Origin of the sequence: Aestuariivirga sp. (genome assembly GCF_044238155.1) — a bacterium.
Classification (GTDB): Bacteria; Pseudomonadota; Alphaproteobacteria; order Rhizobiales; family Aestuariivirgaceae; genus Aestuariivirga.
On record NZ_JBIIDX010000008.1, the window covers coordinates 18782 to 42430 of the forward strand.

The following is a 23649-nucleotide window of genomic DNA, read 5'->3' on the forward strand; positions in this document are numbered from 1 at the left end:
CATCACCCCAGCATGGCCTTGACCGCCAGGAGTGCGTCCTCGGCCTTCGACCCATCCGGGCCGCCTGCCTGTGCCATGTCGGGTCTGCCGCCGCCGCCCTTGCCGCCCAGGGCCGTGGCACCCGCACGCACCAGCTCCACGGCATTGAACCGCGAGGTCAGGTCATCCGTCACCCCGACGATCAAGCCGGCGCGGCCCTCGTCATTGACCGCAATCAGGGCCACCACGCCCGATCCGAGCCGCTGCTTGCCCTCGTCCACGAGCCCCTTCATGTCGTTTGGCGAAACCCCCTTCAGCACACGGGCGATGAGGTTGACGCCATTTACCTGCGTGAAGCCGTCATCGCCTCCCCGACCGCCGCCACCCATCGCGAGCTGCTTGCGCGCTTCGGCCAGTTCCTTCTCAAGCCGGCGTCGTTCCTCGAGGAGCGTCTCGACCCGGCTGACCACTTCACCCGCCGGCGCCTTGAGAGCGGCAGCCGTGGCCAGGACACGGCGGTCCTGCTCCACCAGATAGGCTCGTGCCGCAGGTCCCGCGAGAGCCTCAATGCGGCGCACCCCGGCAGCCGACGCGCTCTCGCTCACCACCTTGATGAGGCCGATGTCGCCGGTTCGCGACACATGCGTTCCGCCGCACAGTTCGAGCGAGTAGATCGGCTTTCCTGCCCCGTGGTGGTTTCGGCCCATCGACACGACCCGCACCTCTTCGCCATATTTCTCGCCGAACAGGGCCATGGCGCCTTCGGCGATTGCGGCATCGACACTCATCAACCGGGTGGTGACTGGATCATTCTGAAGAACGATCTCATTGGCGATCGACTCGACCTGCTGCAACTCGTCGGGCGTCATCGCCTTATTGTGCGACACGTCGAAGCGCAGCCGGTTGGGCTCCACCAGCGAGCCCTTCTGGGCAACATGGCTGCCGAGCGTGATGCGCAACGCCTCGTGCAGCAGGTGAGTGGCCGAGTGATGGATGCGGTTTCCGGAGCGCCGCACATGATCAACCGACAGCTCGACGGCGTTGCCGGAACCAATATGGCCTTGCTCAACCTGCCCCAGATGAATGTAAAGGTCTCCGACGCGTTTCTGCGTGTCGCTCACCCGGAAGACCGCTCCCTCCGCCGTGCGGATGATGCCGTGATCACCGGTCTGGCCACCCGATTCACCGTAAAATGGCGTCTGGTTCACCACGATGGCGCCGTGCTGGCCCGCGGTCAGGCTTTCCACCTGGCGGCCATCGATCACGATCGCGCGAACAATGCCCTCGGCGGCTTCCGTGTCGTAACCCAGAAACTCGGTGGCGCCCCACTTCTCCCGGATTTCGAACCAGACCGTCTCCGTCTTGGCCTCGCCAGAGCCCTTCCACGCCTTGCGGGCTTCCTCGCGCTGGGCCTCCATCGATGCCTCGAATGCCGCCGTGTCAACGGTGATGCCGCGTGGCTTCAAGGCATCCTGTGTCAGATCGAGCGGAAAGCCGTAGGTGTCATAGAGCTTGAATGCCGTCTCGCCAGAAAACACATCGCCCGCCTTCAGGCCGGACGAGCCGTCGTCGAGCAGCCGCAGTCCGCGCTCAAGCGTCTTCTTGAAGCGCGTCTCTTCAAGATAGAGAGTCTCGCTGATCAGGGGTTCAGCGCGGACGAGTTCCGTGTAGGCCGCCCCCATCTCGCGCACCAGTGTCGGCACCAGCCTGTACATCAGTGGTTCCTTGGCACCGAGAAGCTCTGCATGACGCATGGCGCGGCGCATGATGCGCCGGAGTACATAGCCCCGGCCCTCATTGGAGGGCAGGACACCATCGGCAATCAGAAAGGACGAGGCGCGCAGATGGTCAGCAATAACCCGGTTGGACGCCTTGGCCTCCCCCACTGCAGGCACGCCCGTCTTCTCGACGATCGCCGCGATCAGCGCCCGGAACAAGTCGGTCTCGTAGTTGTCATGCGTACCCTGCAGTACGGCCGCGATACGCTCCAGCCCCATGCCCGTGTCAATCGACGGCTTGGGCAGGCTGACACGCTCCGACTTCGACATCTGCTCGAACTGCATGAACACGAGATTCCAGATCTCGATGAAGCGGTCACCATCCGCGTCTGCCGAGCCGGGAGGTCCGCCCCAGATCTTCTCGCCATGATCATAAAAGATCTCGGAACAGGGTCCGCATGGTCCGGTATCGCCCATCGACCAGAAATTATCCGACGTCGGGATTCGGATGATGCGGCTGTCGGGCAAGCCGGCGATCTTGCGCCACAGGGCATGCGCCTCGTCATCCTCGGAGTAGACAGTGACCGTGAGCTTGTCCTTGGGCAGGCCCAGTTCGCGCGTTACCAGCGTCCAGGCCCATTCGATGGCCTCAGCCTTGAAATAGTCGCCGAATGAAAAATTGCCCAGCATCTCGAAGAAGGTGTGATGCCGCGCAGTGTATCCCACATTGTCGAGATCATTGTGCTTGCCGCCTGCGCGCACGCATTTCTGCGCCGTGGTTGCGCGGCTGTAGGGCCTCTTCTCCATGCCGGTGAAGACGTTCTTGAACTGCACCATGCCGGAGTTGGCAAACATCAATGTGGGGTCGTTGCGCGGAACCAGCGGCGAGGAGGCCACCACCTCGTGACCCTGACGCTTGAAGAAGTCGAGGAAGGTGGAACGGATCTGTGCAAGCCCTGTCATGTGACGCCCGGCAATTGAATGGAAAGCGAGGGCACGTTTAGGACGCGAAGCACGGCCTGTCCAGATCAACCGGAGACAACTCTCCCGCCCTCTTCAGCAAGCAACAGCGCCCTCCGGGTTGGCGGAGGGCGCTATCTGCCGAGCGGTGTGGGGCGACACCGTGAGCGTCCGTCACCCTGGGGCAAGGGCAAGCGGAATCGTGAAGGCATAGGGAACGGAAGGATCAATCCTCCCCGTCATCAGTATCCTTTTCGGAGCCATTGCCGAGGGCTGCCGCGAGGATTCCCGCATTGGAGCGGATCTTCGCCTCGATGGCATTGGCAACCTCGGGGTTCTGGCGCAGGAACGTCTTGGCGTTCTCACGTCCCTGACCGATGCGTTCGCCATCATAGGAAAACCACGAGCCTGACTTCTCGACAACACCCGCCGCTGCTCCGAGATCAACCAGTTCACCGACCTTGGAGATGCCCTCGCCATACATGATGTCGAACTCCACCTGCTTGAAGGGAGGGGCCACCTTGTTCTTCACAACCTTGACACGGGTCTGGTTGCCGACCACCTCATCCCGCTCCTTGATGGCGCCGATGCGGCGGATATCGAGGCGCACCGAGGCGTAAAACTTGAGTGCGTTACCGCCCGTCGTCGTTTCCGGCGATCCGAACATGACACCGATCTTCATGCGGATCTGGTTTATGAAGATCACCATGCAGTTGGTCTTGGAAATCGACGCCGTGAGCTTGCGCAGGGCCTGGCTCATCAGCCGGGCTTGCAGGCCGGGCAGCTGGTCGCCCATCTCACCTTCCAGCTCGGCACGTGGCGTCAGGGCAGCAACGGAATCGATCACCAGCACCTCAACAGCGCCGGAGCGCACGAGCGTGTCGGCAATCTCCAGTGCCTGCTCGCCGGTGTCGGGCTGCGATATCAAGAGATCGTCGACCTTGACGCCCAGCTTGCGCGCATAGACAGGATCAAGCGCATGTTCGGCGTCGACGAAGGCACAGATCCCTCCGCGCTTCTGGGCCTCGGCGATGGTCTGCAAGGCCAGCGTGGTCTTGCCGGAGGATTCGGGGCCGTAGATTTCCACGACGCGTCCCTTTGGAAGCCCGCCGATGCCGAGGGCAATGTCGAGGCCCAGAGAGCCCGTTGAGATTGCTTCGATCTCGAGGGCGGTCGAAGCCCCGAGCTTCATGATGGAGCCCTTGCCGAAAGCCCGCTCGATCTGACTGAGGGCCGCGTCCAGTGCCTTGCTCTTGTCCATGGATGTATCAACGACCCGAAGATTCGCCTGCGCCATCGGTTTACTCCTTCATTATCAATGGGTCCATCAGAGGCTTGGTCACTGTGGAACCGCCGCCTGTGTTCGAACTATGTTCTATTTCTGTTCGTTTTGCAAGCACAAAATTTTTACTCGCTAAGCATCAGTTATTATTCGATATGTTCGAAATGAAACAGGAACAAACAGGGACGGGCACAGCTTTGTTGCGAGGCGGATTGTGGTTTGCGCCGACCCTAGCCCTCGATCGCTTCCTTCACCTTCTCGACCAGCTGCTTCAGTGAAAACGGCTTGGGCATGAAGCTGAAGCCCGAGTGACCTTCGAGATCATGCTCAAACTGCTCGCCAGGATAGCCGGACACGAAGACGAATTTGGTCTTGATGCCCCGCTTTCTCAGTTCACGGAGCAAGGTTGGCCCATCCATCTCCGGCATCACCACGTCGGAAATGATCAGATCGAAGCCTTTCTCGTCAGCTTCGATCTTTTCGATGGCCACCTCTCCGGAATTGGCTTCGACCACCGTATAGCCACGCGATGCGAGCGCGCGCAGCGCGAAGGCGCGCACAGCATCCTCGTCCTCGACCAGCAGAATACGTTCCTTGCCGGTGTAGTCGCGCTTCGCAGATTCGGCTGGCTTCTCCTCCACGACGGTTTCGCCTGCCCGCTGGGGATAGTAGCGCGGCAGATAGATGCGGAAGGTCGTGCCCTTTCCGACTTCGCTGTCACAGAAAATGAAACCGCCAGTCTGTTTGACGATTCCGTAAACCGTGGACAGGCCGAGGCCGGTACCCTTGCCCACGTCCTTGGTGGAGAAGAACGGCTCCCAGATCTTGTCGCGGATTTCCTTGGCAATGCCCGTTCCGGTATCGGCCACCTCGCAGGCAACGTAATCGCCTGGCGGCATCAGGGTGGGCATGATGCTGCGCGATGCCTCGAGCGGAACGTTGTAGGTCCGGACGGTGAGCGTCCCGCCATTGGGCATGGCATCGCGCGCATTGACGGCGAGATTGATGATCACCTGCTCGAACTGGTGAATGTCGACCAGCACCAGGCCCAGGTCACGCTCGTGGGCAATGCGCAACTCGACCTTCTCGCCCAGCACGCGGCCCAGCAGATTGCCGAGATCCGAAAGCGCCTCGGTGAGCGCATGCACCTTGGGCTGCAGGGTCTGCTTGCGCGAGAAGGCCAGCAGCTGACGCACGAGATTCGCCGCCCGGTTGGCGTTCTGCTTGATATTCATCACATCGGCAAAGGCGGGATCGGTGGGGCGCATCTTGGCCAGCAGCAGGTCGGCGAAACCGATGATCGGGGTCAGCACGTTGTTGAAGTCATGCGCAATGCCTGAGGCGAGCTGCCCTACCGCCATGAGCTTCTGGCTCTGTGCCAGCTGCACTTCAAGCGACTTGCTCTCGGTCTTGTCGACGGCGAACACCACCGCCGTGTCATCATCGGCCGAAAGTCGCGTGAAGGTGAACAGCACATTGCGCGGACTCTCGCCCTCGACGGTGGCCTCGATCTGGTGCTGGCTGCCCTCGTGCTGAAGGGCGGCGGCCAGTGCCTGCTGCAGCCGGTTGCGATCCGCGGCTGAGGTTGCAAGGGCCAGCTCGGCGCCGCGCCGAACCCTGGGTGAGAGATCGATGAAGGCCGCATTGGCCATCCGGATCAGCCCGTCGTGCCCGATCTCGGCAATGCCGATGGGGGCGTTGTTGATGAAACGTGACAGGCGCGGCGCCGAGATGGCGCCGGCTGCAGCGCCCCCGGCAAACTGCCGCGGCACCACCACCGTCCGGGCCGGTGCTGGCTCGCCCTCTGCATCGAAACCGGCCTGGTGGATGACCTGGACCGGAAACAGCCGCCCACTGCCGCCATGCCGGAGATCGAGGCTGAAGCTTTCGGTAACGGCCCCACCCGGGCGCGCGGCTATGCCGGACATGAGCCGCGCGGCATTGTCTCCCAGGAGATCGGTCAGGCTGACGCCGGAACCCTGGATCTGGGCCAGATCCATGCCCAGCCACTGGGCGAGCGTCACGTTGACATAGTCGACCTGGCCATCTGCCCTGGTCGAGAAGAAACCAACCGGAGCATTGTCGAGATAGGTGATGATGAACTGAAGCCGGGCAAAGGCCTGCTCCTGGCGCGCCCTCTCGCTGCTGATGTCCTCGAACTGCCACAGCCTGAGCAATCGCCGTCCGGCCAGCATCGGCGAAACCGAAAGTCTGATCCAGACCGGCTCACCCGGCGGCCCGAAGGGCATGCCCGGCAGGCTGGAGACACGCAACTCGCGAAGATCGGCCCTTCCCGCAACCACGGCCTGCGAGAGCTGGTAGAGCGGCGTTGCGAAATCCAGGTAAGGGGTGAGCAGTACATCAAGCGGCACCAGCCGCCCGCTTCCCGCGTTCTGCAACAGGTCGTGATAGGCTGCATTGGCATAGATGGCCCGCCCCCGGTCGTCGGTGACGACCAGCGGATGTCCGATCGCCCGGCAGAGCGCATCGACGAACAGCCTCTCGGACCTGCCATTGCCAAGCCGCAGCACGCCCGCAAGCAACCCGTAAAGGGCCAGCAGCCCAAATCCGGCAAGAGCCCCGCCGGACCACATGATCCAGCGCGGGTAAACCTGGGCGATATCGCGCAGGCCGAAGACAACGGTGGCGGCCACCAGGCCGGCGAGCACCAGCGCGAACGCAGCCCGCACAGCGCCCCAACCGGACACCCCCGTCTCCGCGGCCTCGCCCCCTGCCGGCGGGTTGCTGTCGTCCATGCCTGCTCACCTCGAATCATTGGCAGTATAGGGCAAATGCCACTGGGCGGAATCATCCGCACAAACCCGATCTTGGCTTTACAAAGACGTCTCGGGCCGTCACAGTTTTGCCAAGCAAGGACGGATCACATGGATTTCTTCACCCAGAACCTGCAAGTCATCATCGCATCAACCATCGTGTTGGCCGGCCTCCTGTTGACGCTTGGCCTCTGGCGCATCTTCAGCCCGCGGCTGCTGTCCCGGCGGGGCCAGCGGCTGGGAGTCAGTGAATATTGCGAGATCGACAGGACCCGCCGGCTGGTGCTGGTCCGGCGCGACAATGTCGAGCACCTGCTGCTGATCGGCGCGCAGCAGGACCTGGTTGTTGAAACGGCGATCACCCCGGCCGCCATCGCGGGTAGTTACGCAGGTGCTGCGGGCCAGCCCACTCCGTCCTTTCAGCCCACTCATGCCCAGCACTCCTTCTCCCCGGCCGGCGCGAGCCCACTTGCGCCCCGCCAGCCAGCACCCCTGGAGCGCAAACCGGCGCCGCTGCCATCCGTGCGCGAGGAACCCCACATCTGAAAAGGCCCGGCCTCCCGGCCGGGCTGGCATGAACTTGCGTATCGCGGGCCGAGGTCGAGGTTCTAAAGATCGCTCTTGCCTGCCGGCCTTGCCGCGCGTTCGGCCATGAAGCGATCGAACTCGTCCTGGTCCTTGGCGCGACGCAGACGCTCGACAAAGGCACGGAACTCACGCTGTTCGACATCGAGCCGGCGCTTCTCTTCCTCGAGCCGCCGCAGCTGCTCGCGCTTGTAGGCGTCAAAAGCCGCATTTCCGGATCCCATCGCGGCAGAGCCCACGCCCTGCCAGCCCCATGACGAGATATCGGGCAGCGTCAAACCACCCCACGGGGCAGCGCCTTGCGCCGAGCCCTTCCACAGCTGGCCAAATTTCCATTTGGCAAAAATGGCCAGCAGACCCAGAGGCCAGAAGACCACGAAGCCGGCGACCATGGCTCCGATCTCCCATCCGGACCAGCGGCCAAGACCACCCGACTTGCAACCATGTACAGAACCCTGCGCTGTGTCTCCGAACTCGGCAGAAGCCATTTTGGTCATCCTCCATGTTTTCCGTTTCCAACGGTGACGCAGACATGGGAAGTGCTGCCCACCACTTCAACCAAAATCGTCGGCCGCACCATCGACCGGTCGGTTCCATCGCCAGCCGTTTTACGTTAATCAGGTCACACCGAACTTCACCGGAGTGTGCCGCCCATGACCTCGCGCCGAAAGATTGCAATGCTGACTGCAGGTGGTCTGGCGCCATGCCTGTCCTCGGCGGTGGGCGGCCTGATCGAGCGATACTCCGAGCTGGTACCGGAGTCGCCGATCATCGGTTATCTCGCCGGTTACAAGGGGCTGCTGCAGGGAAAATCGATTTCAGTCACTCCAGAGGTGCGGCGGCGCGCTCATGTCCTGCATTCTCATGGCGGCACACCGCTCGGAAACAGCCGCGTGAAACTCACCAATGTGGCTGATTGCGCAAAACGCGGGCTGGTGCGCGCGGGAGAAGACCCCCTGAAGGTGGCAGCAAGCCAGCTCGTCAGGGATGGTGTGAGCATTCTTCACACCATCGGCGGGGACGACACCAATACCACGGCAGCAGACCTGGCGCAGTACCTGAGCTCCAACGGCTATCAACTGACAGTGGTCGGCCTGCCCAAGACCATCGACAATGACGTCTTTCCCATCCGTCAGACCATGGGAGCCTGGACAGCTGCAGAACAGGGTGCCGTGTTTTTCGAGAATGTCGTCAACGAACAGTCCACCTCGTCTCGGCAGCTCGTCATCCATGAAGTGATGGGCAGGAACTGCGGCTGGCTCACCGCTGCTACCGCACGCGCCTGGCGCGAGCGACTAGATTCCCATGAGTTCCTCCCCGAGTTCAACCTCTCGAGGCGCCACAAGGACATTGACGCCGTTTATATTCCGGAGGCCCCCATCGACATTGACCGCGAGGCGGACCGGCTGCGCAGGGTGATGGATGCAAAGGACTCGGTCTCGATCTTCGTCAGCGAGGGTGCATGCGTCACCGAGATCGTGGCGGAGATCGAAGCGGAGGGCGGCAAGGTCGATCGCGATGCCTTCGGCCACGTCAGGTTAGATCAGATCAAGGTTGGCGACTGGTTCGGCAAGCAGTTTGCCAAGAAGATCGGCGCCGACAAGACACTGGTTCAGAAGTCTGGGTATTTCGGCCGCTCTGCGGCCGCCAACAGGGCCGACCTCGACCTGATCCGTGCCATGGTGCATGTCGCGGTCGACTCGGCCCTGTCCGGGATTTCGGGTGTTGTCGGACATGATGAGGAACGCGGCGAGGCGCTCCGCGCGATCGAATTCCCACGCATTAGGGGCGGCAAGCACTTCGACCCCCGCACGCCGTGGTTCACTGACATGCTTAACGACATTGGCCAGAGCCCATGACCATTCGCGCCGTACCAATCGTCGTGGCCCTGATGCTTGCCGCAAGCCCGCAGGCAGAGGCCGATTTGGCGCTCGAACAGGGCCGGGTCGATTTCATTGCGCTGTGTGCGCCCTGCCACGGCGCCAACGGCAAGGGCGACGGGCCCAAGGCCGCGGGCCTCTCCAGCCACCCTTCCGACCTAACCCGGATCACGGCAAGATACGGCCTGTTTCCAGAAGAAAAGATCTTCGGCGCCATTGCCGGGCTGGATATGCCGGAGGGCCACGGCACCCGCGCCATGCCAATCTGGGGAGACGTGTTCGTGACCGAGGGCGTTGGCAAGGGCACCACGGTGGCCGATGCCACGCGGGCCTCCGATGAAGCCTCAGGCCGCATCGCGGGGCTGGTCCGCTACATCGCATCGATCCAGGACATGCCTTGAGCCTGTTCCGGGATGACAGACGCCTCGCGCGCCACCCACTTGAAGCACAGAAGCAGCTGTCAGCCGCGACGCCCGTTGCCGGACTCTGGAACCGCATGGGCGGATTGCTGTCGGCAGCCGGCCGCGTGAGTCAATTGCCGCCTGCTGCAATGCTGGCCGTCTGGTGCGTTGAGTGTGGCGACCTGCCCTTTCGCCGCGGCCGCCCCGTGCTGCGCTTCGAGCCACACGTGTTCTTTGCGCGCTGGGGCGAGCGCCATGCAGGCAGGTTCGATGCCCATTTCCAGTTTGGCGGCCGCTTCGGCGTCGAGGGCGCCAGATGGCAGGGCCACATGATGCGCGCGCGCCCTAGCGAGGACTGGCAACGCTTCCATGGAAATCAGGAGGCCGAATACAGGGCGCTGGCCCTCGCCACCCGCCTCTCGGACGCCGAGACAGCCCGCCAGTGCGCCAGCCTCGGGGGTCCGCAGATCATGGGCTTCAATCACCAGTCCTGCGGATATGAAACCGCCACCGCCATGTTCAGGGCGTTCTCGCGCACCGAGCGCTGGCAGGTGCTTGCCTTTTTCGATTTCTGCGCCTCAAAGGCCCTGCTCGACCCGCTGCAGCGCTGTGACTGGGCCTCATTCGCAACCATCTACAATGGGCCCGGCAATGCAGCCGCCTACGCCTCGCGGATCGCCGCCGCCCATGACGAGGCTTGCAGGCTGCTTGCCGCCGCCGGGCAAGTGTAATAGTCATCTGGCTATAACGATGACAGGATACCCGTGAACAGGACATGACATGGCTCAGCCTATCGCCCGATGAGTGGGAGGCTGTCCGCCTCAGCCTCAAGGTCGCCTCAGTCGCCATGCTGGCAAGTCTGCCTTTGGCGATCGCGGTTGCCTGGCTGCTGGCGCGCCGGGAGTTCTGGGGCAAGTCGCTGGTCAACGGCCTCGTGCACCTGCCGCTGGTTCTGCCGCCAGTGGTGACGGGCTATCTCCTGCTCCTGAGCTTTGGAACCCGCGGCCCCGTTGGCGCCTTGCTGGCCGATATCGGCATCGTCTTCGCGTTCCGCTGGACGGGAGCGGCGCTGGCCTGCGCGGTGATGGGCTTTCCGCTCATGGTGCGGGCCATTCGCCTGTCGATAGAGGCGGTTGATCCACGTCTTGAGCAGGCCTCGGCTACGCTGGGCGCCAACAGGGCCTGGGTATTCGTGACCGTGACGCTTCCGCTCACCCTGCCCGGCATCATCGCGGGCATGATCCTGTGCTTCGCGAAGGCCATGGGCGAATTCGGCGCCACGATCACCTTCGTCGCAAACATTCCGGGAGAGACCCAGACGCTGCCCTCGGCCATCTACGCCCTGACCCAGGTTCCAGGCGGTGATGCCGGCGCCCTGAGGCTCACAGCCATCTCGGTGGCCATTTCGCTGGGAGCACTGATGATCTCCGAGTTTCTCGCCCGCCGCGCGGGTCAGCGGATTTCAGCATGAGTCTCGCTGTTGACGTCCGGCTGGAACTTGGAGACTTCCTCCTCACGGCAGCCTTTGACAGTGCCGGGCCGGTCACCGCAGTTTTCGGAGCTTCTGGTTCCGGCAAGAGCAGCCTTGTCAATGTGATTGCGGGGCTGCTGTCGCCACGCGATGGCAAGGTCACACTGAACGCAGTGCCACTGCTGGACACATCGCGCCGGATCAACGTTCCCCCGCACAGGCGGCGGATCGGCTATGTATTCCAGGACGCACGCCTGTTTCCGCACCTCTCGGTGAATGCCAACCTGTCCTATGGTGCGTGGTTCACGCCTCACAAGGAGCGCTATGCCTCACGCGGCCAGATCCTGGAACTGCTGGGCCTCCATCATCTGCTCGACCGCCGCCCGCATGATCTGTCAGGCGGCGAGAAACAACGCGTCGCCATCGGCCGTGCATTGCTCGCCTCGCCGCGGCTTCTGCTGATGGATGAGCCGCTGGCCTCTCTTGACGCGCCGCGCAAGGCCGAGATCATGCCATATCTCGAACGGTTGCGTGACGAAATCCGCATTCCCATCGTCTATGTCAGTCACTCAGTAGATGAGGTGATGCGGCTGGCCAGCACCATTGCGGTTCTGGACCGCGGGCGGCTCACCGCCTTCGGACCGGCGGGCGTCATCGCACAGCGGCTCGACCTCGCGCCGCCGGAAGAGCGTGATGAAGCCGGCGTCATCCTCGAGATGCAGGTCACTGGCTTTGATCCCTCGACTGGACTGACGGAACTGACCTGCAGCGCCGGCCGGTTGTTTGTACCAGGGCCGGTCTCACCTGCTGGCGGCAATGCACGGATCCGCATCCGTGCCCGCGATGTGATGCTGGCCACGGAAGAACCGCGCAACATCAGTGCACTGAACATCGTGTCCGGCCGCGTGCGTGACATCAGACCGGCGGGGGCCCACGCAGTGATCGTGACCCTCGATTGTGCCGGCAACGCGATCATCGCCCGCATCACCCGCCATTCCGCAACCCAGCTTGGCCTTGTGCCCGGAAGGTTGGCCTACGGGATCATCAAGGCGGTGTCGGTGAGCGGGCCAGCCAGCCACCCCACTGAAGGTTGATCAGGCACCGGCTTTCGCAGAACGCGCCGGCATGTCCCTGACGAGAGCGGCCAGATGCGGCGCGCTGGCGCGCAGAGCCGCTCGTTGCATGGCACGGTAGCGCTGGATCAGGCTGCGGCCGAAAGGCGTCAGCGTGGCGCCACCGCCTTGCCTGCCACCGCTGCGCGACTGAACCACCGGCTTGCCAAACATCTTGTTGAGTTCCTCGATCAGTTCCCAGGCCCGCCGGTAAGACATCTTCATGGCCCGGCCGCCTGCCGAAATCGAACCGAGTTCGGCAATTTGCTCTAGAAGTTCGATCTTGCCGGGGCCGACACGACGGCCTGGTCCAAAGTCGATTCGAATGCTGAGGTCGGCCATTGGTTTCACCCTTTGCTCCAAGTATTATGATCGGACAAACTGGTGCGCAAATCCAGAGGCAGCGCAGGGAGACCCGGCCCACATGGCAAGTGTTCTCACGGTCACGCTCAACCCCACGATCGATGTCTTCGGCCAGGCTGCCACGGTTCGCCCCACCCACAAGGTCAGGCTGGATGGGACCACCTATGAGCCAGGCGGCGGCGGCATCAACGTATCACGCATGATCCGGGAACTGGGCGGCACAACGACGGCGCTCGCCTTGAGCGGCGGCGAAATGGGTGCGTTCCTCGCCCGGTTGCTGGCGGAGGAAGGCATTGCCTTCCAACCTGTGCCGATACAGGGGCAGACCCGTGTGGCCTTCATGGTGCGGGACCGCTCCAGCGGGCTCGAATACCGCTTCGTGCCAGAAGGACCCCAGGTGACTGCCGCCGACATCGAGCGCTGCATCGCCGCCATCGATATGCGGCTTGAAGGTTACGTTGTAGCCAGCGGCAGCTTGCCTGTCGGCGCACCACCGGAGAGTTATCTGGATCTGGCACGGGCCGCCCAGCGCAATGGCCTCTGCTTCGTGCTCGACTCCTCCGGTCCGGGGCTGAAGGCAGCGCTTGATCATGGCGGGCTGTTCCTCGTCAAGCCCAGCCGGAGCGAACTTGAGGCCTATGCGGGCCGCAAACTCGATGACACCGGAGTGAGCCGCATGGCAGCTGACCTGGTATCCGCCGGCAAGTCACGCCTCGTTGCCGTCACGCTTGGCGAGGAGGGTGCCCTTCTTGCCTCGCCGGAGGGGGTGATCAGGCTTCCGGCCATTCCGGTGGAGGTGCGCTCGGCAGTTGGAGCAGGCGACAGTTTTCTCGGCGCGATGGTGTGGGCCCTGAGCCAGTCCTGGCCACTCCGGGAGGCCTTCAGGCTTGGCCTGGCGGCCGGGGCGGCAGCAACCTCAAACCCAGGCGTGACGCTGTGCCGAAAGAAGGATGTTCTGGCGCTTTACGCAAAGGCACCAGCATGCTGAACTGAACTGTCCAACACGGAGTTTCACATGCGAACCACACTCTTCGCTCTTGCTGCGCTGGGCAGCTTCGCCATCGCCGCTCCACTGGCAGATGCCTGCACCCGCATCGTCTACAACAGCGGTGACAGCTTCTTCGTCGGCCGCTCAATGGACTGGGCGGAGGAAACCGGTACCGACCTGTGGGCGTTTCCATCTGGCTTGAGGCGCGATGGCGGTGTCGGCGAGGGCTCGATCACATGGACCTCGAAATACGGATCGGTGATCGCCGGCTTCTACAACGTCGGAACCGTTGACGGCGTGAACGAGGCCGGTCTTGTCGGCAATGTGCTCTATCTGGTCGAAAGCGACTACGGCGATGCGAAGGCAAGCGGCAGGCCGCTGCTCTCGGTGGGCGGTTGGCTGCAATATGTGCTCGACAACTACGCAACAGTGGCCGAGGCGGTCGATGCCCTTTCCCAGGAGCCCTTCGCTATCGTCGCGCCGGTGCTGCCGAATGGCAAGGCGGGCGCGGGCCATCTATCGATCGCGGACAAGGCCGGCGACTCGGCGATTTTCGAATACATCGGTGGCCGGCTCGTCATCCACCACAACAAGTCCTATACGGTGATGACCAATTCTCCGACCTTCGACCAGCAGCTTGCCATCAGCACCTACTGGAATACGGTTGGCGGCATCAACTTCCTGCCAGGGACGAGCCGCGCCTCGGACCGTTTCGCACGCATGGACTGGATGCTGAATGCCGTCCCTCAGGTCAAGGATGCTGCACTTGCATCGGCCACGGTGATGTCGCTGATGAGGTCGATCTCGGTGCCCCTGGGCGTTCAGGATCCGACCTTGCCCAACATTGCCGCCACACGCTGGCGCACCGCGGTGGACATCAATGCCGGGCGCTATTTCTTCGATAGCGTACATTTTCCGACGGTCTTCTGGGTGGACCTGCCGAAGCTGAACCTCAAGCCGGGCGCGCCCGCTCTCAAGCTGGACCTGCAGGGCCGGCCGCTGCTGTCCGGCGAAGTCTCGGCAAGCTTCAAGCCAGCCGAGCCGTTCAAGTTCCTGTCGCCCAAGGGCTGAGGAAAGGCCTTTACACGGGTGTACCGGCCAGAGGATAGTTCGAAGCTTCGGAGCGCCGGGCCGTCTCCAGGAGGGTCCTGCACCGAGGCTGGGAGTGAAACACATGAAGAAATCGATACTGTTCTGCCTCATGCTGCTGGCAGCGCCGGCATTCATGGCGGTTCCGGGGTACGCCGTGCTTACCAAGGACGAGCAGCGCCACTGCCAGCGCAAGGCCGAGCGCTATGCCGATGAGCGATCGGTGGGCAATACGGTGGGTGGCGCCATTGGAGGCGCGGTGATCGGCGGCATTCTGGGCGGTGTGATCGGTGGCGGCAGCGGCAGCGACATCGGGACCGGGGCAGCCATCGGCGCAGGCGTGGGTGGCGTTGGCGGCGCAGTGCGCAGTTCGCAGCGCTGGAAGGACTATTACTGGAAAAAATACAAGGACTGCGTGAAGAAATACGACTGAGGGCAATCAACACACCCTGCCGTTCCGGGTATGGTGGGCGATGAAGGACTCGAACCTTCGACCCGCTGATTAAGAGTCAGCTGCTCTACCACCTGAGCTAATCGCCCGCCCCCGAAGGACGATCGGCCCCGCAGAACCGGGGCCGATAGCGGGGTTCCTACATCGCCCGCCCGCCCCCGTCTACTGTTTTTTCAGCGCCCTGTTGACACCCGAAAGCACAGCCTTGAGCGAGGCAACAACGATGTTCTTGTCGATGCCGACGCCAAACAGGCTGCTGCCGTCTGGCATTTTCAGTTCGACATAGGCCACCGCCGTTGCATTTGCTCCCATGCCCATGGCGTGCTCGCGGTAGTCAGCCACATCAAAGGCGAGGCCGGACTCCTTACGGATCGCGTCCACGAAACCATCAACGGGGCCAGTGCCATGGCCCAGGATCGTCTTTGCCTTGCCATCCACGGTGATCTTGGCAACAACGTCCTGGTGGCCCTGGTCGCTGCTCGCGCTGTGCGACACAAAACCATAACGGCCATTGCCCTCGAGATACTCACTCTCGAAGGCGGTCCACAGCCGGTCAGCCGGAACCTCGACACCCTCGCCATCGGCGATGGCCTGAACCACCTTCGAGAACTCGATCTGCAGCCGCCGCGGCAGTTCGATGCCGTGCTCCTTCTCGAGAATATAGGCGATGCCACCCTTGCCCGATTGCGAATTGATCCGGATCACCGCCTCGTAGCTGCGCCCCACATCGATGGGGTCGATGGGAAGGTACGGCACCTCCCAGAGCGGCGAGTTCGAAGCCGACATGGCCTTGAACCCCTTGTTGATCGCGTCCTGATGAGAGCCCGAGAACGCGGTGAACACCAACTCGCCCGCATAGGGATGACGCGGATGAACCGGCAGCTGGTTGCAGTATTCCGCCATGCGCACGAGATCGTTGATGTTGGAGCAGTCGAGGCCGGGATCAACACCCTGGCTGTAGAGGTTGAGGGCCAGCGTCACGAGATCGACATTTCCGGTGCGCTCACCATTGCCGAACAGCGTACCCTCGACCCGGTCCGCCCCCGCGAGCAGCCCAAGCTCCGTCGCCGCCACAGCACAGCCGCGGTCATTGTGGGGATGAAGCGAAATCGAGACACAGTCGCGGTCCTTGATGTTGCGGCAGAACCATTCGATCTGATCGGCATGGACGTTTGGCGTCGACATCTCGACAGTGGCAGGAAGATTCAGGATCAGCTTGTTGTGCGGAGTTGGGCCATAGCAGTCCATCACCGCCTCGCAGATCTGCTTGGCAAAGTCGAGCTCGGTGCCGGTGAAACTCTCCGGAGAATATTCATGCCGGACGACCGCCTCCATCCCGAGTTCGCGCTCCAGCCTCTTGATGAGGGTTGCGCCTTTCACGGCAATGTCGACGATGCCCGGCTTGTCGAGCTTGAACACCACGCGGCGCTGCAACTCCGACGTGGAGTTGTAAAGATGCACGATGGCGCTCTTGACGCCCTTGAGGCTTTCGAAGGTGCGGCGGATCAGCTCCTCGCGGGACTGGGTGAGGACCTGGATGGCAACCCCGTCCGGAATCTTGCGATTGTCGATCAGGTAGCGGACGAAATCAAAGTCCGTCTGCGAGGCCGAAGGAAATCCAACCTCGATTTCCTTGAAACCCATTCTGACCAGCGCGTCGAACATGCGCAGCTTGCGGTCAAGACCCATGGGTTCGATGAGAGACTGGTTGCCGTCGCGCAGATCGACCGAGCACCACACCGGTGGCCGGGTGATGGTGCGGTTGGGCCACTGCCGATCGGGGAGGTTGACGGGCGGAAACGGGCGGTATTTTTCGCGGGGAGACATCATCATGGTTGTGAACTTCCGGAATTGCCTGGCTTAGCTGCTTGGATCAGTTCGAACCCCCGAGCGCCAGGGCAGAAGCCCGGCCGGCCCTCAGGGGCAGCTAAGAAGCAGGCGGCCAAGCGCAGCCAGCGGCAAGGACGCCGCCGGGACGAACAGGATGTTCCGCGCATTGGACATACAATTCCTATAGAACAGCCCGCGCCGGGGTGCAACCGGCTTGGACCCATATCCGTCCTGGAAGGTCAGGGCGCGGGTTTCAAGATCCTCAGATCTTCCCTACCACATTGACGAAGAAGCCATAATCGTCGGCCGTCAGGTCGCGGAGATCGTCTGAAAATCGACCAAAATTATAGCCGATGCCGAGGTCGAGATTCTCGCCGATCTGGCGATAGATGGTGGCGACGGCGCCAAGGTCGGCGCTCTGGCTTTCGCTTTCCCACAGTGCGCGGCCTTCCAGCATCAGGTCCCATTCCTTGACGACGTGGAAGTCCGCCCGCAGCACGGCGAGCTGGGCATTCGAACTCTGCCAGCCGCCATCGCCACCATCTTCCTCATCCGGGTTCCACTCGCCGATCCTCAGGCCATATTTGCCACCGACGGACAGCATCTTGGTGAGATCGTAGGTGGCATCGACACTGAAGATATGGCTGCGCTGGGCTGGGCCGTCGATGATGTCGCCATAGCCCTCATCACCTTCGGTGGGTGTATTGTAGACGAAGTTGTAACGGGCGAGCGCATTAAGCCGGTCATTGTCGATCGGCCTGTAGGCGTATCCCACTGCAGCGTCAACGTAGTCGCCCTCACGCAGCGTCTCGTTCGCGTCGGACAGAACCACGTCGGCGGATGCGAGGAACCGCCAATTGGCATTCAGGGCATCGGAATAGCGGCCAGCAATATAGTAAGCTGTAATATCCTCGCCTCCATCAGTCTGGTCCTCGTCGAACCGGATCTCACCCTTGAGTGAAGCGACAAAATCCTCATTAGGCGAGTAGACCGCCGTGGCCGAGAGTGCGGTGCGGCGAAGCTCGCTGGTGTCATAACCGAGAACGGCGGTATCGCCCCAGATCATGCCGGATTCGATGGCCCCGCCCAGCTTCCACTCGGGCACCGGCGTATAGCGAACGCCATAGACCTGGGTTAGGCTCGGCTGATCGGCCAGGAAATCGAACACGTTCTCGGAATAGGCCGACAGACGCTCGCTGAAGCCACGGCTGACGCCTGCAACAATGCCGCCCGTCCCGTCATCCGCAACCGGCGCAAGAAGATCATTCAACGCCCGGTTATCCGAATCGAGGGCGTAGCCGATGTAATATCGGTCAGCCGCGACCGGCCGGTAGTTCAACAGGGCGCGCCCTCCAGCGCCATTGCTACCGTAGGAGACCTCCGCCGTGCCGTCGAGCGTGTCGGTGAAGGTATAAGTGCCGCCGATTCCGCCGCGGTTGCTGAGGTCGATGTCCCCACTGCGGTCGAGCGTGGCCTGGCCAAAGGCGTAGATCGAGGAGGTCTCGCTAAGCACCCGTGTGATGCGCAGTGCCGCGTCAGTGCGCTGGCCGTCTGTGTCTTCCTCGGGATTGTCGGCGTCGAGTTGCTGGGCGCCTGCTGCAATCGAGATATCTTCGGTGATCATGTAGGTGAGATCGCCGCCCGCCTGATACTGGGAGACATCTCCACCCATGGAGAGGTAATCACCATAAAGATTGAGGCTGAGGCGGTCGTTGAGCGCGATGTCGCCCTTGAAGCCAACCTCATGCCGGTCACCCGAGACGATTTCCTCGAGCGAAGAGAAGCCCTTTTCCTTATAGGCATAGCTTGCCTGCAGGTCACCCTTGGCGCCTGGCACGATCTCAGACACGTCCAGGCGGCCCAAAACACGGTAGGCCATGGCCCGCTCGTCGCTGCCCAGCAGGCCGGACTCGACACCCGTCAGCCCACCATTAAGGGATTCCGAAAAGCCAAATCCCGGCCCCTCGGACATCGCAACCTCGCCTTCAAGGAAGGTGCGCTCGCTCTTGTAGAACTGTATGTCGCCGCCGATCAGCTTCTGGTCCGCGGGCCCGGTGTTTTCCATGGCACCGGTGACGCCCAGCCTTACGTTGTTGCCGATCCATTGCTGTGCCCTTCCGCCATAGACATAGCCATCCACATCGCCGGCCGATGGCGTATACTCGTAGGCTACTTCGAGATATTGATCATAGCCCCCGATTGCACCGTCGCGCACGATGTTGCCAATGTCGACTGTCGAGGCAAGAGGCCGGTTGAGCAGCACGATGCCCTGGAAATAGTCGATCGAGTAGTCCCGGCCATAGACCAGCTGGGTGCGCGCGGTGACCTGCCCGGTAACCGGGTTTCTCACCGTGATGAAGGCGGTCTCGGAGCCGACGGTGAGATCCTGATGGCTCAGAAAATAGGCCGAACCGCCCGTGCCGCGCAGAACGTCACGGAATGGAAGAGTTCCAGGCTGGGCCGCATAGGCATTCAGCTCTCCGGCGCGTTCGCCCGAAGCCACCATCTTGTCGGACTTCAGAACCAGATTGGCGCCATAGAGCGCCCGGTCGTTGCGCAGGAACTCAGTGCCGCGCACGTCGGTCTTGAAGTTGCCCCACACCACCCGATTGTCGCCACGCTCCAGCCTCACATAGAACTTGCCCTGGGTCGGAGCATCCTCGATCGCCACCGAGTCATCGCCATAGACCGGGTAATAGTCCTCAGGATCTATGCGCTGCAGGAAGCTGCGCGGGTCCTTGGCATCGAGATTGCTGAACAGGTTCTTCAGCTCCTCGTTTCCGGTATCGGCTGCAGCGGTGAGCAGATAGGAGCCCTTGATCTTGCCCTTCAGGTAGAACGAGATCCGGCCATTGTTGTACACGTCGTCATATTCGCCCGGCTTGACCTCCTCGATGTTCTTCGAGCCGCCGGCCTTGCCGAAGGTCACGTCCGCCATGCCAACATAGAACCATTCGCTTGACGGTATGTTGACCGAACGTTCGAAATTGATGCTGCCGCCTTCCTCGCCAACCAGCGCCACGTCGACGCTGCTCTCGCCAACCGGCAGAATGCGCTGCACAACAAAGCGGCCTTCGGCATCGACCGGAATATCCTCGCCCAGCACCTTGACGCGGGCGCCGGCCGGAATATCGCGACCCGACACCGTGATCGCGCCGCCATCAACCTGTATGTTGCGAAACGCTGTGTTGTCATCACTGTAGCCGGGAGCACTGCTGGGCTCTTCCGGCTTAACATTGGTTGCGGCGCGCCGGGCAAGCGTCAGTGGCCTGGTTTCGTCAAACCGCCCGTCACGGTCGTAGACGCGCAGCACATAGAAGAAATCGCCATAACCCTGTGTGGCGGCAACGTCCGGCATGGTCCATGACGCCCGGCCCGCCCTGCCAACAGGGACCACCGCGATCGGCGCGTCAGGTGCATGCCGGCCCTTGGCGAAGATGCGGATCTCGCTTCTGGCGATATAGGCGGGATAGTTGCTGCTGGCCAGGAACTCGATCTCTTCACCAACCGCGAAAGTGCGTCGCGAGGCGCTGGTCGCGGCATTCAGGATCGGCTTGCCACCGAGACCGTCATATTTCACCTGGATGTCAGCGGTGCCGAGCTCCGCAGGCGCATTGCCGGGCTCCGCGCCCTGCGGGGCCGTTCCGGCCACATGCTCTCCGTCGACACTGATTGAGAACATCTCCTCGCCGGTCTTGTCCTGCGCACGGGCCGGAAGCGCGGCCTCGAGAGCCAGATAGGTGAGCCATCCGAACAAGCCCGCCCGGAGCAAGCGGCCATTCATGGCACACCCCCGGATGACACGATGCGCGTTTCAATCTCGAGGCGGTAGCGGCCTGGATCGGCCGTCCAGAGCTTCTCGACTGCAGCCCGCACTGACATGAGCCGCGCCTTGGCGAGCTTGCCGGACTCTCCCTGATAGATGACCATGAGTGCCGATGGCTCCGCCTCGAGAGCCGCGATCAGCCGCTCGAGACCCTGGCGCCATTTCGGCTTGAGCGCCGCGGAGCCTTCCTCGAAGACCTTGCCATTGAGATCAAGACGGACCAGCCTGAGGCCCGCCGCAGCGAAGTTGAGCTTGACGATCTTGCCCGCCGTGAGACGAACCCGGCGCGGATTCTCGGAGGTGACGTGATAGCCCGACGGAAGCGTGCGGGTGTCGAGCTTCAGGATAAAGTTCGACCCCCGGTCCTGGTCTGGAATATCGGCGCAGGCAATATTGAAGCGCCCGTATTCGTCGCTGGTCACCAGCAGGCCATTGACCGTCGCCATGCGAACGCCCGGAAGACCCGGCTCGCCCTCATCCTGGTAGCCATCGCGGTTGCGGTCATCGAACACCTTGCCGATGATGTCGCTGCAATCAAAAACGGCTTCTTCGAGGATCCGCACGCGGGCGCGCGCCGTGGCGACAACCTCGCCGGTATTCGGATTGACGAGCTGCGCCTGATTGATGGCATCGCCCGGCTTGACCGAGGCATTGGCCACCAGCGTGAGCTTGAGGACGATGGTGCCCTCGGCATCCGGCACCAAGCCATCGAAAGTGAGACGCCGTCCATCGATCACGGGCTCCATCTTCACGCCGTTAGCGACCGCGCTGTTCGGCACGTAGGAAAAACCTGGCGGCATGATGTCGACGATACGAGCCGGATTGAGCGGAGAGTCCCGGACCGTGATCACATAGGGAATTCGTTCGCCACGTTTGGCGACGGTGACGGGCGTCACCTTGGTGATGGTGTTCTTGTCGATGAGCGGTATGACCGGCGTGGTGACCGTAGCGGTGACAGTGGTCGTCTGATCGCTGTCCGCCGTGCCGGTATTGACGACCTTCCCCGCCTGGACATCCGCAAGGGTGATGGTCAGCGCACCGGTCAGCACGCACGTCTCGCCTGGCGCGACCGACGGGCAGGTGACCGTTCCAGGGCTGATCTTGTCGTCGCTCACCACCACGTTGCTGAGCGTGACGGATCCAGAATTGGTTGCGGTCAGGGTGTAGGTCAGGACGTCGCCCAGCGTCACCGTTCCGGTCGCGTCGGGATCGCTGTTGCCGGTCAGAGACTTTGCGAGGACAAGCTGAGGGATCAGAACATCAACCGGCACCAGAGGGGATGTTCCGGAGGGCGTCTGGCCGGAGAGCTCGCCAGTGCCGGAGGCAGTCGCCTTGTTGAAATAGCGTCCGCCATTCTGCAATGGCGGCAAAGGAACGGCCGCAAGCACCCTGAGGGAAAAGTCGATGTAGCATGAGCCCGACGGCGGAAGGCTGAAACCACTGGCCAAAGCGGGCACGCCGCTGCCGTCGAACCCGGCGTTGAGCCCCCCGCAGGTGCCAGACGGCGCCGCAGAGATGTTGTAGGTGCCCGGCGCAGACAGAACCGGCGCAAAGCTGCCGAACAATGGCGCTGGCCCGGCCAGCTGATCGTTGACCGTGATATTGACGATGTTCTCGAGGCTGCTGACACTGACCGTCACCCGAAAGGTGACATCAAAGGTCCCGTCGCTGTTGACGGTGGGCCCGGCCGTCAAAGCCTTGCCGACGGCGATCCCCGGTATCGGGACCAGGGCGAAATCATAGCCCGTTGCCGCCGTGACGGCGGTCAGCAGAATATCACTGACGCTGACAGCTGCAGGGATCCCGCCGGCTGTTCCCGGGGTGACCTTGCCATTTCGAAGGCCGGGCTCACTGACATCGCCACGGTTGACGGAGTAGACTCCTGCGGGCAGCAAGGTGAACAGATAGGAGCCGTCCGTCAGCGTCGTGACCTGCCGTGTTACGCTGGCGCCGTCGATTGTGTTGCCCTGCAGCGTCATCACGACACCACTGATCGGCGTATCGCCCGGCGCGTCCTGCAGGCCATTGTCGTTGAAGTCGCGGAACACCGTGCCGGCAAGCGATGCCGCCTGCTCGACCGTCACCTGGCCAGAGTTCGAATTGTTGGACGTGTTGTTCTCAAGAGAGGTCGTGCTGACCGTGGCGGTATTTGTGAAGGACTGTGGCAGGGCGCTCACCGCGATGATCTTCACCGGCATGGTGATGATCAGTTCCCCGCCGTTGCTCATGGTGCCGAAGTCGCAAATGAACGAGGTCGCTCCCGCCCCTCCCGCGCAGCTGTTCTCCGTTGTCGTCCCGACCGTCACGCTCGCTACCGGGGTTCCGGTAAGCACCATGTTCGCGGGCAAATTGTCGGTGACCTTGACGTTGTCCGCCTCAGCGAAATTGCCACCTGTGTTGTTCCTGACCTTGACGGCGAAACTGAACTCCTCGCGCAGCGTCACCGGCGTCTTGGATGGAATCTTGGAGACGAGCTCGACATCAACTCGTGTCCGCACCGTGGTGTTCTCGTTGCGGCTGTTGTTGGTCATGTTGGTGTCGAAACCGGCATCGGTCTCGTCGGAAGAGACAATCACCGTGTTGACGGTGACACCACGGGCGATCCCCTGCATCGTGACCGTGACCGTCCGGCTCTGCCCAGCCGGCAGGTAAGGCACGGAACACTCAAGCGTACCACCCGTGGAATCAACAGTCGGAACCGTGCCGCAGCTGCCACCGGCCGGCCACTCAACCGACGAGAAGGCAAGAAGATTGGTTGGCGTATTCGGAACACCCGGCAGTTTGTCGACGATCCTGACGTTCTCCGCGGCCGAGGGCCCGGTGTTCGTCACGGTCAGTGTATAGACCGTGTTCTCGCCGACTGCGGTCGGATCGGGCGTATCGGTCTTGTTGACCAGCAGATCCAGCGAAGGGTTTGAGATGCTGGTCGAGGCCGACGCA

Annotated in this window: 17 protein-coding genes and 1 tRNA gene; 9 read left to right on the forward strand and 9 right to left on the reverse strand. The window is 62.5% G+C overall.

What is annotated here, in order from left to right; translation table 11 throughout:
- Positions 1–2: 2 nt before the first annotated feature.
- The 3 genes from alaS to ACILRN_RS01790 form a co-directional block, all read right to left on the reverse strand.
- On the reverse strand, positions 3–2660 hold the full coding sequence (gene alaS, locus ACILRN_RS01780) for an alanine--tRNA ligase (protein ID WP_395684967.1): 2658 nt from the start codon (positions 2658–2660) through the stop codon (positions 3–5).
- A gap of 223 nt (positions 2661–2883) precedes the next feature.
- Positions 2884–3954, reverse strand: a complete 1071-nt coding sequence (gene recA, locus ACILRN_RS01785) for a recombinase RecA (RefSeq protein WP_395684969.1) — start codon at positions 3952–3954, stop codon at positions 2884–2886.
- 215 nt (positions 3955–4169) lie between these two features.
- On the reverse strand, positions 4170–6695 hold the full coding sequence (locus tag ACILRN_RS01790) for an ATP-binding protein (RefSeq protein ID WP_395684971.1): 2526 nt from the start codon (positions 6693–6695) through the stop codon (positions 4170–4172).
- Between the two features lie 129 nt (positions 6696–6824).
- Between ACILRN_RS01790 and ACILRN_RS01795 the strand changes: the two genes are divergently transcribed.
- Positions 6825–7259, forward strand: a complete 435-nt coding sequence (locus ACILRN_RS01795) for a hypothetical protein (RefSeq protein WP_395684973.1) — start codon at positions 6825–6827, stop codon at positions 7257–7259.
- A gap of 62 nt (positions 7260–7321) precedes the next feature.
- Here ACILRN_RS01795 and ACILRN_RS01800 read toward each other — a convergent pair whose 3' ends face one another.
- Positions 7322–7786: a DUF2852 domain-containing protein gene (locus ACILRN_RS01800; protein WP_395684975.1), complete on the reverse strand. Its 465-nt coding sequence runs from the start codon at positions 7784–7786 to the stop codon at positions 7322–7324.
- 165 nt (positions 7787–7951) lie between these two features.
- Here ACILRN_RS01800 and ACILRN_RS01805 point away from each other — a divergent pair, with 165 nt between their 5' ends.
- The 5 genes from ACILRN_RS01805 to modC are packed head-to-tail and all read left to right on the forward strand — an operon-like array spanning position 7952 to position 12144.
- Positions 7952–9157, forward strand: coding sequence for a pyrophosphate--fructose-6-phosphate 1-phosphotransferase (locus ACILRN_RS01805; RefSeq protein WP_395684976.1), 1206 nt, complete (start codon positions 7952–7954; stop codon positions 9155–9157).
- Positions 9154–9579 carry a c-type cytochrome gene (locus tag ACILRN_RS01810; RefSeq protein WP_395684978.1) on the forward strand — a complete coding sequence of 142 codons (426 nt, stop codon included), beginning with the start codon at positions 9154–9156 and terminating at the stop codon, positions 9577–9579. Before ACILRN_RS01805 ends, ACILRN_RS01810 begins: the two co-directional genes overlap by 4 nt.
- Positions 9576–10310 carry an N-acetylmuramidase domain-containing protein gene (locus tag ACILRN_RS01815; protein ID WP_395684980.1) on the forward strand — a complete coding sequence of 245 codons (735 nt, stop codon included), beginning with the start codon at positions 9576–9578 and terminating at the stop codon, positions 10308–10310. The genes ACILRN_RS01810 and ACILRN_RS01815 overlap by 4 nt, the downstream gene beginning before the upstream one ends.
- Before the next feature lie 44 nt (positions 10311–10354).
- Positions 10355–11050, forward strand: a complete 696-nt coding sequence (modB, locus tag ACILRN_RS01820; RefSeq protein WP_395684982.1) for a molybdate ABC transporter permease subunit — start codon at positions 10355–10357, stop codon at positions 11048–11050.
- The gene (gene modC, locus ACILRN_RS01825; RefSeq protein ID WP_395684983.1) at positions 11047–12144 is read left to right on the forward strand and encodes a molybdenum ABC transporter ATP-binding protein; all 1098 of its coding nucleotides are present in this window, start codon (positions 11047–11049) and stop codon (positions 12142–12144) included. Before modB ends, modC begins: the two co-directional genes overlap by 4 nt.
- Here modC and ACILRN_RS01830 read toward each other — a convergent pair whose 3' ends face one another.
- Complete coding sequence (locus ACILRN_RS01830; protein WP_395684985.1) at positions 12145–12504, reverse strand: winged helix-turn-helix domain-containing protein; 360 nt, start codon at positions 12502–12504, stop codon at positions 12145–12147. It lies immediately after the preceding gene.
- 82 nt (positions 12505–12586) lie between these two features.
- Between ACILRN_RS01830 and ACILRN_RS01835 the strand changes: the two genes are divergently transcribed.
- The 3 genes from ACILRN_RS01835 (at position 12587) to ACILRN_RS01845 (ending at position 15035) form a co-directional block, all read left to right on the forward strand.
- Positions 12587–13513 carry a 1-phosphofructokinase family hexose kinase gene (locus ACILRN_RS01835; RefSeq protein WP_395684986.1) on the forward strand — a complete coding sequence of 309 codons (927 nt, stop codon included), beginning with the start codon at positions 12587–12589 and terminating at the stop codon, positions 13511–13513.
- Positions 13514–13540: 27 nt separating this feature from the next.
- Positions 13541–14584 (forward strand): linear amide C-N hydrolase, encoded by a 1044-nt coding sequence (locus ACILRN_RS01840; protein WP_395684988.1) that lies wholly within the window; start codon positions 13541–13543, stop codon positions 14582–14584.
- Between the two features lie 103 nt (positions 14585–14687).
- Positions 14688–15035, forward strand: coding sequence for a hypothetical protein (locus tag ACILRN_RS01845; protein ID WP_395684990.1), 348 nt, complete (start codon positions 14688–14690; stop codon positions 15033–15035).
- A 31-nt stretch (positions 15036–15066) separates the two neighbouring features.
- On the opposite strand, the gene ACILRN_RS01850 is transcribed toward ACILRN_RS01845, so the two are convergent.
- From ACILRN_RS01850 to ACILRN_RS01865, 4 genes are all read right to left on the reverse strand, one after another.
- Positions 15067–15142 (reverse strand) — tRNA-Lys (locus tag ACILRN_RS01850).
- Positions 15143–15215: 73 nt separating this feature from the next.
- Entirely contained in the window at positions 15216–16886 is a 1671-nt protein-coding gene (gene leuA, locus ACILRN_RS01855; RefSeq protein WP_395684992.1) for a 2-isopropylmalate synthase, read from the reverse strand.
- A gap of 259 nt (positions 16887–17145) precedes the next feature.
- Positions 17146–20667 carry a TonB-dependent receptor gene (locus tag ACILRN_RS01860; RefSeq protein WP_395684994.1) on the reverse strand — a complete coding sequence of 1174 codons (3522 nt, stop codon included), beginning with the start codon at positions 20665–20667 and terminating at the stop codon, positions 17146–17148.
- The coding region (locus tag ACILRN_RS01865; protein WP_395684996.1) for an SdrD B-like domain-containing protein at positions 20664–23649 on the reverse strand (2986 nt) is incomplete at its 5' end. The genes ACILRN_RS01865 and ACILRN_RS01860, both read right to left, overlap by 4 nt.